This is a genomic window from Streptococcus sp. HMSC073A12, from assembly GCF_001812815.1.
In the GTDB taxonomy this organism is placed as follows: Bacteria; Bacillota; Bacilli; order Lactobacillales; family Streptococcaceae; genus Streptococcus; species Streptococcus vaginalis.
This window is the reverse complement of record NZ_KV810526.1, coordinates 1-10,678: the sequence shown is the minus strand read 5'-3', so window position 1 is coordinate 10,678 and position 10,678 is coordinate 1. Positions and strand designations below refer to the sequence as shown.

General features: G+C 37.8%; 9 protein-coding genes, 1 tRNA gene and 2 pseudogenes. 10 read left to right on the top strand and 2 right to left on the bottom strand.

Going from position 1 to position 10,678, the window contains the following annotated elements:
* The first annotated feature begins 193 nt into the window (after window positions 1–193).
* The 3 genes from rpsA to HMPREF2876_RS00280 all read left to right on the top strand — a co-directional run bounded on the left by rpsA (window position 194) and on the right by HMPREF2876_RS00280 (window position 2,018).
* The gene (rpsA, locus tag HMPREF2876_RS00290; RefSeq protein ID WP_024051646.1) at window positions 194–1,393 is read left to right on the top strand and encodes a 30S ribosomal protein S1; all 1,200 of its coding nucleotides are present in this window, start codon (window positions 194–196) and stop codon (window positions 1,391–1,393) included.
* A gap of 82 nt (window positions 1,394–1,475) precedes the next feature.
* Window positions 1,476–1,547: transfer RNA gene (locus HMPREF2876_RS00285), tRNA-Arg, on the top strand.
* 66 nt (window positions 1,548–1,613) lie between these two features.
* Window positions 1,614–2,018, top strand: coding sequence for an NUDIX hydrolase (locus tag HMPREF2876_RS00280; RefSeq protein WP_024051645.1), 405 nt, complete (start codon window positions 1,614–1,616; stop codon window positions 2,016–2,018).
* A 221-nt stretch (window positions 2,019–2,239) separates the two neighbouring features.
* Here HMPREF2876_RS00280 and HMPREF2876_RS00275 read toward each other — a convergent pair whose 3' ends face one another.
* Complete coding sequence (locus HMPREF2876_RS00275) at window positions 2,240–3,223, bottom strand: L-lactate dehydrogenase (protein ID WP_003024429.1); 984 nt, start codon at window positions 3,221–3,223, stop codon at window positions 2,240–2,242.
* A gap of 198 nt (window positions 3,224–3,421) precedes the next feature.
* Between HMPREF2876_RS00275 and gyrA the strand changes: the two genes are divergently transcribed.
* The 7 genes and pseudogenes from gyrA (at window position 3,422) to HMPREF2876_RS10420 (ending at window position 10,121) form a co-directional block, all read left to right on the top strand.
* Window positions 3,422–5,869 (top strand): DNA gyrase subunit A, encoded by a 2,448-nt coding sequence (gene gyrA, locus HMPREF2876_RS00270; RefSeq protein ID WP_070583895.1) that lies wholly within the window; start codon window positions 3,422–3,424, stop codon window positions 5,867–5,869.
* Between the two features lie 20 nt (window positions 5,870–5,889).
* Window positions 5,890–6,633, top strand: a complete 744-nt coding sequence (locus tag HMPREF2876_RS00265) for a class A sortase (RefSeq protein ID WP_024051643.1) — start codon at window positions 5,890–5,892, stop codon at window positions 6,631–6,633.
* 235 nt (window positions 6,634–6,868) lie between these two features.
* On the top strand, window positions 6,869–7,591 hold the full coding sequence (locus tag HMPREF2876_RS00260) for a CoA transferase subunit A (protein ID WP_070583893.1): 723 nt from the start codon (window positions 6,869–6,871) through the stop codon (window positions 7,589–7,591).
* Window position 7,592: 1 nt separating this feature from the next.
* Window positions 7,593–8,245 (top strand): annotated as a pseudogene (locus HMPREF2876_RS00255) (3-oxoacid CoA-transferase subunit B).
* Between the two features lie 187 nt (window positions 8,246–8,432).
* Entirely contained in the window at window positions 8,433–9,347 is a 915-nt protein-coding gene (locus HMPREF2876_RS00250; RefSeq protein ID WP_070583891.1) for a LysR family transcriptional regulator, read from the top strand.
* Between the two features lie 15 nt (window positions 9,348–9,362).
* Window positions 9,363–9,563: a hypothetical protein gene (locus HMPREF2876_RS10425; protein WP_024051638.1), complete on the top strand. Its 201-nt coding sequence runs from the start codon at window positions 9,363–9,365 to the stop codon at window positions 9,561–9,563.
* Window positions 9,564–9,635: 72 nt separating this feature from the next.
* A complete protein-coding gene (locus tag HMPREF2876_RS10420; protein WP_024051637.1) occupies window positions 9,636–10,121 on the top strand; it encodes an acyl-CoA dehydrogenase family protein in 486 nt (161 codons plus the stop codon).
* Window positions 10,122–10,230: 109 nt separating this feature from the next.
* Here the strand turns inward: HMPREF2876_RS10420 and HMPREF2876_RS00240 are convergent.
* Window positions 10,231–10,599, bottom strand: a pseudogene (locus tag HMPREF2876_RS00240) (transposase); the annotation flags it as partial.
* Window positions 10,600–10,678 lie beyond the last annotated feature (79 nt).

Below are 10,678 nucleotides of genomic sequence, written 5' to 3'. Positions count from 1 at the left end.
CTCATGCGTTGGTTCGAATCCAGCTACCCCAGTTCTTAGGTAATATATCAGATAAATGGTAAAATATCTTAGGGTATTTTATTTCTTTATAGGGTGAGAAACGTTAAAGATAGTTCAATGTCATTGCGGTGCTTAGGAAAAATATTATAAGTATGTCAAGCGAGAAATGCTTGATTGTTGGAGGATTTTTTAGATGAATGAATTTGAAGATTTGCTAAATAGTGTTAGCCAAGTTGAGCCAGGCGATGTCGTTACTGCTGAAGTATTGACTGTTGATGCGAACCAAGCTAATGTTGCAATCGCTGGAACTGGTGTAGAAGGTGTGTTGACCCTTCGTGAATTGACAAATGATCGTGAAGCTGACATTAACGATCTTGTAAAACCAGGTGAAACACTTGAATTGCTTGTTCTTCGTCAAGTAGTTGGTAAAGATACTGATACAGTTACTTACCTTGTATCTAAAAAACGTTTAGAAGCTCGCAAGGCATGGGACAAGTTGGTTGGACGTGAAGAAGAAGTTGTTACTGTAAAAGGTACTCGTGCTGTTAAAGGCGGTCTTTCAGTAGAATTTGAAGGGCTTCGTGGATTTATCCCTGCTTCAATGCTAGATACTCGTTTCGTTCGTAACACTGAACGTTTTGTTGGCCAAGAATTTGAAGCAAAAATTAAAGAAGTGGATCCAAAAGAAAATCGTTTCATTCTTTCACGCCGTGAAGTAGTAGAAGAAAAAGCTGCAGCAGCACGTGCTGAAGTATTTAGCAAATTAGCTGTTGGTGACATCGTGACTGGTAAAGTTGCACGTATCACAAGCTTTGGCGCTTTTATTGATCTTGGTGGTGTTGACGGACTTGTTCATTTAACTGAATTGTCACATGAGCGCAATGTTTCACCAAAATCTGTTGTATCAGTTGGCGATGAAATCGAAGTAAAAGTTCTTGATTTGAATGAAGAAGAAGGTCGTGTATCGCTTTCTCTTAAAGCTACAACTCCTGGACCATGGGACGGTGTCGAGCAAAAACTTGCTTCCGGTGATGTTATCGAAGGTACAGTTAAACGTTTAACAGATTTCGGTGCTTTTGTAGAAGTATTACCAGGTATTGACGGACTTGTCCATATTTCACAAATTTCACATAAACGTGTTGAAAATCCCAAAGATGTGCTTAAAGTCGGTCAGGAAGTAACCGTGAAAGTTCTTGATGTAAATGCTGATGCAGAACGTGTATCACTTTCTATCAAGGCTCTTGAAGAACGTCCAGCACAAGAAGATGACCAAAAAGAAAAACGTCAATCACGTCCTCGTCGTCAAAAACGTCAAGAAAAGCGTGACTTTGAACTTCCAGAAACTCAAACTGGATTTTCAATGGCTGACTTATTTGGTGATATTGAATTATAATCAAATAAAAGGATTGGAATTTATCATTTCAGTCTTTTTTTACTTGTTATTTTTTCATTTTTTGTGTATACTATAATAGTTGCCACCCTTAGTGTAATGGATATCACGTAAGATTCCGGTTCTTGAGATGGGGGTTCGATTCCCTCAGGGTGGATGATTGTTATCTGCTTATAAATCTTGTTATATGCAAGATTTTTTATTTTTATAAGGGAGATTACCAATGCCTGTGAAATTGATTGCACATGCTCTAATTGAAAAAAATGGAAAATACTTGCTCATCAAACGAAGTAAAATAAAACGTGGTGAGCCAAATATGTATCCCGAATATTGGGACATTCCTGGAGGGAGTGTGGAAGAAGACGAATTGCCACGAGAAGGAGCTGTACGTGAAGCGATGGAAGAAGTTAACCAAAAGGTACAATTAAGTTCGATTCTTCATGAGGATAGCTGTTATGATGATACAAAGGGCGTCGTTTTTACGCGTCTAGTGTATAAGGCAAATTTGCTGGAATATAGAGAGATTAAACTTGATCCAGAAGAGCATACAGCGTTTCGCTGGATTCGGGTGCTGTCAGATATGAAGGGTGAGAAGACTGTTCCTTATTTAAAAGATATATTGAAATAATTGATAAAGTGAGATTATATAAAATAAATGGATACGATAAAGTTGATTTGCACGGCATCATGACTTTATCGTATCCGTTTTAGATATGAAAAAGGAGCTGAGACAAAAGTCCCCAGCTTCCTTTGTTTATATAGTTAGAATTATAAGACGCAGTGGTTGAGTGGACTCTAATACGTTGATAAATCAACTTTTACAGCCCCACTCTCAAGAAAGGAAATTCTTTAGTTTTTAGCTGCTGAAGCAAATTCTTCTTTGGAGAAGGCATCATTGATGATGTCTTTTAATTGTTTAGCAGAAGCTTGCATTTTTTGTTTTTCAGCATCATTCAACGGGATATTTACTGGACGTACGATACCATGTGCGCCGACAATAGCTGGTTGACCAATGTAGCAATCTGTAACGCCAGGATATTGACCTTCTTGGAATACTGAAAGTGGAAGAACTGAATTTTCGTCATCAAGGATAGCTTTTGTGATACGAGCTAAGGCAACTGCGATACCATAGAAAGTTGCACCTTTTTTATTGATGATTGAGTATGCAGCATCACGAACACCTTCAAACAAGTCAACTAATTCAGCTGCATTAAAGTTTTCTACGTCTTGGAGATAATTTTCAAGGTTGACACCTGCAACGTTGGCATGTGACCAAACAGCGAATTCTGAATCACCATGTTCTCCCATGATGTAAGCATGGACAGAACGAGCATCTACATCTAATTTTTCAGCAAGTGCTTGACGGAAACGTGCTGAGTCAAGAGAAGTACCTGAACCAATGACACGTTCTTTAGGGAATCCAGAGAATTTCCAAGTTGAATAAGTCAAAATGTCAACTGGGTTAGCAGCTACAAGGAAGATACCGTTGAATCCTGAAGCAACAATTTTAGTAACAACATCTTTGTTGATACGAAGGTTTTTTTCAACCAATTGAAGACGAGTTTCACCCGGTTTTTGTGGTGCACCAGCAGTCAAAACGACAAGATCTGCATCGTGCGCATCAGCATATTCTGCTGAATAAATTTTCTTAGGTGAAGTGAAAGCCAAGGCATGGCTAAGGTCTTCAGCATCCCCTTCTGTTTTTTCTTTGAAAATATCAACAATACCAAGTTCTTGGGCGATTCCTTGGTTGACAAGAGCAAATGCGTAAGAAGAACCTACAGCACCGTCACCAACAAGGATGACTTTTTTATGTTGTTTAGTAAGAGTCATTTTGCTAAACATCTCCTTTATTTTATTGGGGAACATTTTCCCTTTACACATCTATTCTATCACTTTTGTAACATTTTGTCACGAATATAATACATATCATCTTATGTAAACGTTTTTATAATAAGGGATGTTTACTGAAAAAAATCCCAATTTATGTTATAATGATATGGTCATATAAATGAAGAGAGGCATTTTTTAATGCAGGATAATAATTTAGTAAATGTGAATTTAACGAGTGAAATGAAGACGAGTTTCATTGACTACGCCATGAGTGTCATTGTTGCTCGAGCGCTTCCTGATGTTCGTGATGGCTTAAAGCCTGTTCACCGTAGAATATTGTATGGAATGAATGAGTTGGGGGTAACTCCTGACAAACCACATAAGAAATCTGCTCGTATCACGGGTGATGTCATGGGTAAATACCACCCACATGGAGACTCTTCTATCTATGAAGCAATGGTGCGGATGGCGCAATGGTGGTCTTACCGTCACATGTTAGTAGATGGTCACGGAAACTTTGGTTCTATGGACGGAGACGGTCCCGCGGCACAACGGTATACAGAAGCTCGGATGAGCAAAATATCACTTGAAATGTTGCGCGATATTAACAAAAATACAGTTGATTTTGCAGATAACTATGATAGTAGTGAGCGTGAACCATTAGTTTTACCGTCACGTTTTCCTAATTTGCTGGTCAATGGGGCGACAGGTATTGCTGTGGGAATGGCAACAAACATTCCTCCTCACAATCTTGGTGAGACCATTGATGCTGTGAAATTAGTCATGGATAATCCAGATGTGACCACACGTGACCTTATGGAAGTGTTGCCTGGTCCAGATTTCCCGACAGGCGCTTTGGTTATGGGAAAATCAGGCATTCATCGCGCTTATGAAACTGGGAAGGGGTCCATTGTTTTACGTGCTCGGACAGAAATCGAAGAAACTAAATCTGGTCGCGAACGGATTGTTGTTACCGAATTTCCGTATATGGTCAATAAAACTAAAGTTCATGAACATATTGTGCGGTTAGTCCAAGAAAAGCGTATTGACGGGATTACGGCAGTTCGTGACGAGTCTAACCGTGAAGGGGTTCGCTTTATCATTGAAGTGAAACGTGATGCAAGTGCGCATGTTATTTTGAATAATTTGTTTAAACTCACGCAAATGCAGGCGAATTTCAGTTTCAATATGCTAGCAATTCAAAATGGAGTGCCAAAGATTCTGTCTTTACGCGAGATTTTGCTTGCTTATATTGAACACCAAAAAGAAGTGGTGACACGTCGGACTGTTTTTGATAAGGAAAAGGCGGAAGCTCGTGCACATATTTTAGCTGGTTTGCTGATTGCACTTGATCACATTGATGAAGTGATTCGCATCATCCGAAACAGTAAGACAGATGCAGAAGCGCAAGCAGAGTTGATGGCACGCTATGAATTATCCGAACGTCAAAGTCAGGCGATTCTGGATATGCGTCTTCGCCGTTTAACGGGATTAGAACGGAATAAGATTCAATCTGAATATGACGACTTGATGAAATTGATAGCAGATCTAGCAGATATATTGGCAAAACCAGAACGAGTTGTTGCGATTATCAAGGAAGAATTAGAAGAGATTAAACGTAAGTTTTCTGACGAACGTCGTACAGAACTAATGGTTGGTGAAGTACTGGCTCTGGAAGATGAAGATCTCATCGAGGAAGCAGATGTTTTGATTACACTTTCCAATAAGGGTTACATTAAACGGTTGAACCAAGATGAATTTACTGCGCAAAAACGTGGTGGGCGTGGTATTCAAGGAACAGGTGTAAAGGATGACGATTTTGTCCGTGAATTAGTTTCTACCAGCACACATGATCGCTTACTCTTCTTTACCAATAAAGGTCGTGTTTATCGTTTGAAAGGTTATGAAATTCCTGAATACGGTCGTACAGCGAAAGGTTTGCCGATTGTTAATTTATTGAAATTGGACGAAGGCGAAACAATCCAAACGATTATCAACGTTCAAGCCGAGCATGATGATAATTCCTACCTTTTCTTTACAACGCGTCATGGTGTTGTGAAACGGACAAGCGTAACAGAGTTTGCTAATATTCGTCAAAATGGTCTGAAAGCTCTGAATTTAAAAGATGAGGATGAACTCATCAATGTCTTTTTGACAAATGGTCAAGCAGATATCATTATTGGAACAAAAATGGGTTATGCTGTACGTTTTAATGAAAACCAAGTCCGAAATATGGGACGGGCTGCGACCGGCGTGCGTGGAGTGAATTTGCGTGCGGGTGACCATGTTGTAGGAGCAAGTGTCATTTCGAATGATCAAGAAGTGTTAGTCATCACTGAAAAAGGATATGGCAAGCGTACTTTAGCTAGTGAATACGCTACGAAAGGACGTGGCGGAAAAGGGATGAAAACAGCTAATATTACTGAGAAAAATGGTCCATTAGCAGGTTTGATGGCTGTGAATGGTGATGAAGATTTGATGATTATCACAAATACAGGGGTTATTATTCGGACAAATGTTGCTAATATTTCTCAAACAGGACGTGCAACTTTGGGTGTTAAAGTAATGCGGCTAGATAAGGGAGCGCAGATTGTTACTTTTACAAGCGTTGCAGCAGAGAATGAAAAAGAAGTGGATGAAGAATAAACTAAATAAAAGGAAATGTTATGTCATCAACAAGAAAAAAACATAATAAAAGAAAAAATATTCTGATTAACATTATTGCGACATTGTTAATCATTGTTGCACTTGCACTTATTTTCAACTCTTCTATTCGGAATATGATAATGGTTTGGCATACCAATCGGTATCAAGTGAGCAAAGTTTCAAAAGATAAAATCACTCAAAATAAAAAAGCCAAAACTAGCTTTAATTTCGATAAAGTTAAATCGCTGTCTACCGAAGATGTGATTAACGCGCAATGGAAAGCACAGCAATTACCAGTTGTTGGTGGAATTGCTATTCCTGAACTTTCAATGAATTTGCCGATTTTTAAAGGCTTGGATAATGTGGGGCTTTATTATGGCGCAGGTACGATGAAAGAAACGCAGCAAATGGGGAAAGGGAATTACGCATTGGCTAGTCACCATGTATTTGGGATTACAGGTGCAAGCAATATGCTCTTTTCTCCTTTAGATCGTGCTAAAGCCGGAATGAAAATTTATCTGACAGATAAGGAAAAAATTTATACTTACTCCATTACTTCAGTTGAGAATGTAGCACCTGATAGAGTAGATGTGATTAATGACCGCGAAGGTGTCAATGAAGTGACTTTGGTGACTTGTGAAGATGCTGCAGCTACGTCACGAACGATTGTTAAAGGAACGCTGGAAGAAGAAACTTCTTATAAAGACGCACCAAAAGAAATTCTAAATGCATTTAGTAAAACGTATAACCAAATGCAACTATAATAAAAACGAGGTTGGGACGATAATATCCCAGCCTCGTTTTTATGATGGAAATAAATAGTCACGCGATACTTGAGCAAGTTTTGCAAGAGTGAGAGAACGGGCTAAAAATTTTTAGTTTTCAGCCCTATCCCACTTTTGTTTTTTTGTCGAATGAAATCAAAATGGTTTATGACAATATTTTTGTCAAAGTGCAGAAGTCGTGATTAAATCGCAAATAGTAGGTGGAGGTAGTGGTATGCACATTGTAACATTACCAGAAGCAGTTTCTAAGATTAAATCTGGTTATATGGTTGGCATCTCAGGCTTTCTTGGGGTAGGTGTACCATTTGAACTCATTGAAGAATTGGTTCGACAAAATCAACAGAACTTAACAATAGTATCTGTTGTTACCTCACAACTGGGTAAAGAGCTTAGCGTTGGTCGCTTGTGTGAAAATCACCAAGTAAAAAAATACATCGCTGCTCATGTGGGAACTTCTGCTGCCGTACAACATGAATATTTTAGTGGTGATATGGAAGTTGAGTTCACACCAATGGGAACTGTGGTAGAACGACTTCACGCTGCGGGTGCTGGTTTGGGAGCTGTCTTGACTCCGACTGGAGTTGGGACTATTTTGGAAAAAGATTATGAAAAAGTAGCTCGCAACGGCAGAGAATATCTGGTTTATGATCCTTTGAAAATCGATGTTGCTTTGATTAAAGCTACCAAGTCAGATAAATATGGCAATTTATACATTGATGGGACAACTAAAAATATTTCATTGCAGCTGGCTCTTGCAGCTGATACAGTGATTGTTGAAGCCAATGAAATTGTTGAAGTTGGAGAAATTGATCCTAACGATGTATATATTCCCGGAATTCTTGTAGACTATGTTGTTAAAAGCTTGACTTCTAAAGAACATCATAAAATGATGAGCGACCTCTGGATAGAGACTAAAAAATTGGCAGGGGTAAATTAATATGAAATCAAAAGAAATTATAGCAAGACGTGTAGCTCTTGAATTTAAAGATGGAGATGTCATCAACCTTGGATTTGGTATTCCGAATGCCTCTGCTGATTATATTCCTGAAGGCGTGAATGTTATCCTTCAAGCAGAAAATGGTGCTCTTCGTTTTGGTGAGACACCAACAAAAGAAAACTACAATGCGAATCTGGCGAACTCTGGTGGAGCCCCCACTACTCTTTTACGGGAGCATCTTTATTTGACCTTCAAACGTCGTTTGCCATTATTCGTGGAGGCCACGTTGATGCTACAGTTTTAGGAGCGTTAGAAGTTAGCCAAGATGGTAGTATTGCAAACTGGATTATCCCCGATAAGTTTGCTCCAGGAATGGGGGGAGCTATGGATCTTCTAGTTGGTGTCAAAAGGGTTATCGCGGCTATTCAATATACTACCGTTGACGGCAAATCAAAAATGCTGAAAGAATGCACACTGCCCTTATCAGCTAAAGGAGTTTTGGATTTGGTCATTACAGAATTAGCAGTATTTGGTTTTCAAGAAGGGAAATTCCTTTTGAAAGAATTAGCTCCCGGTGTCTCTTTGGAAGAAGTTCTTGAAAAGACAGAGGGCGAAGTAATCGTATCAGATGACTTAAAAACAATGTCTATCTAGTTAAATTATCAAGCAAATATAGCTACTGTTTGCCATAAAGTGTGTTAGTATATGCTTATAACGAACTTTATCGATGATAAGTTTTTAATCAACCTATTAGCAACTGATCATCTATATTAAAAAGATCAGTTGCTATTTTATTCCTGACAATTATATTACAAATATTGAAAGATAGGAGACGATGAACATGGATATTATTCAAATGACTTACTTTATCAATATCGTCGAATGTGGATGTAATCTTTCGATTGCTGCTAAAAAAATTCATATTAGTCAATCTGCTTTGAGTCAATTTGTCACAAATTTTGAAGCGACTGAAGGACTGCAGCTTTTTAATCGTAGAAATGGAAGATTAGAAAGTCTGACAGAAGCTGGTGGGAAAATTTATCGTTTTGCTACGGAAATTGTCAATCGTCATGAAGAAATGCAATCCATGATTCATATGGAAGCGCAAAAACAAAAAGGAACCATTAACTTAGCCATTCCTTCTCTGATTTTGCGTGTTTATTTTGCAAGTGCTCTCCCTAAATTTTTAAAGGATAATTTGAACATTAATATTCAAGTTGTGGAGGGAGGAAGCAAGGATTTACGTCAAAAATTTCTTGAAGGTGATTTAAATTTTGTTTTATTGATTGAGCCGACTAATTTAGATGCTAAAAAGTACGAGCAATATATTATACAAGCCGATGAATATGCAGCTTATATGGATAAAAATCATCCTTTAGCAGATAAAGAACTTCTTGAATGGAAAGACATCGCCGCTTACGATTTAGCAACATTTAATAAATCATTTACCACTTATGAATTAGTAGCTGAAAAATTAAAAAATAAGAAGATAGAGACAAATTTTACATATTTATCATCAGCATGGGATTTTTTAACAGAGTCTACGTATAAGAATGATATGATTACTATTTTACCTCGTCCAGTAGAATATTTTGTGGATAAAAATAAGTTTAAAGCTGTTCGTTTTAAAGATCCGGTTCCATTTAATATCTGGTTCTGCAGACCGTATAAAGCAAATTATAATGAAGTTGAAGCATACGTTTATGAAGAACTTTTGAAAGGTTACTATCATCCTATTTCGAGCCTTGATACCTAATAAAGGAGCAAATTGATGTCAAAAATTAGCACTACAGCAGCTATGATTGATTCATATACGAATACAGCAATTAAAAACTATATAAAATCACATGATGAATCAACTTATTTTCCAAAGGAAATGTGGGATGAATTGACGAACGAAATGGATATATTTTTGCCCATTTTATCTGAAGAGAATCACACGTTAAGTTCTGATTTCATCACATTTATCTGAAAAATTGCTAATGAATTTGCTGCTCTTTCAGCTGTTTTATTAACACAAGGTTGCTATGGAATTTATTCTATTTTGAATTTTGGGACAGCAGAGCAAAAGGAATTATATCTTGAAAAGTTACTAAAAGGTCAGTATATAGGAGGATTAGGATTTTGCGAGTATAAACATCTAAAGGGGCTAGAAGATCTTGAAACGTATGCGACAAAGACTGAGCAGGGATGGTGTCTCTCAGGGAAAAAGGCGATGATTTCCAATAGCAGCGTTGCAGATATACTACTGGTTTTGGCAAAAGTAAAAGAACAAGGTAAGGTGGAGAAGTACGGACTCTTTATTGTTGATCCAAAAGATTCGGATGTGCTAATTGGTGAACAGATTGAAAAATCGGGCTTGATAGGTCTTCCTTTGAGTTCAGTCACGCTGAAAAATGTCTTGCTCCCGGAAAACGCCTTATTGGGAGACGAATTAGCTGGGGATGTCCAATTTGCTAACATCATTAAAAATATGCAACTTGGCTTAAGTGCTATTGCATTAGGTGTTGCTGAGGGGGGCTTTCAATAAAGGTATTGAATTTGCAAAGGTGAAGAGAGGATTTGGAAAGCGTTTAATTGATGTGGAAATTCATCAAAATAAATTGGCTCTTTGTCAACTGTAGTGGGTAGATGAAAAGTTAAGATCTAGAAAGGCCAAATTTCGTCCTTTCTTTTTTGATATTTAGGGCGATAAAAATTCGTTTTTTGAAGTTTTCAAAGTTCCGAAAACCAAATGCATTGCGCTTGATAAGTTTGATGAGATTATTAGTGGCTTCCAATTTTGCGTTGGAATAGGGTAGTTGAAGGGCGTTGACAATCTTCTCTTTATCCTTGAGGAAGGTTTTAAAGACAGTCTGAAAAAGAGGATGAACCAGCTTAAGATTGTCCTCAATGAGTCCGAAAAATTTGTCAGGCTCCTTGTTCTGAAAGTGAAAAAGCAAGAGCTGATAGATATTATAGTGGTATCTCAAGTCTTCTGAATAGCTCAAAAACTTGTCTATAATCTCTCAGGGAGCGGGTCTACTTTTTGTATATATGACCCGTGGTGCTAGTTAATTTCAAAATATCTCAAATTATAATCTAGTA

Coding starts and splice junctions, on each gene's coding strand:
- rpsA (WP_024051646.1), top strand. CDS start 194: ATGAATGAATTTGAAGATTTGCTAAATAGTGTTAGCCAAGTTGAGCCA.
- HMPREF2876_RS00280 (WP_024051645.1), top strand. CDS start 1,614: ATGCCTGTGAAATTGATTGCACATGCTCTAATTGAAAAAAATGGAAAA.
- HMPREF2876_RS00275 (WP_003024429.1), bottom strand. CDS start 3,223: ATGACTCTTACTAAACAACATAAAAAAGTCATCCTTGTTGGTGACGGT.
- gyrA (WP_070583895.1), top strand. CDS start 3,422: ATGCAGGATAATAATTTAGTAAATGTGAATTTAACGAGTGAAATGAAG.
- HMPREF2876_RS00265 (WP_024051643.1), top strand. CDS start 5,890: ATGTCATCAACAAGAAAAAAACATAATAAAAGAAAAAATATTCTGATT.
- HMPREF2876_RS00260 (WP_070583893.1), top strand. CDS start 6,869: ATGCACATTGTAACATTACCAGAAGCAGTTTCTAAGATTAAATCTGGT.
- HMPREF2876_RS00250 (WP_070583891.1), top strand. CDS start 8,433: ATGGATATTATTCAAATGACTTACTTTATCAATATCGTCGAATGTGGA.
- HMPREF2876_RS10425 (WP_024051638.1), top strand. CDS start 9,363: ATGTCAAAAATTAGCACTACAGCAGCTATGATTGATTCATATACGAAT.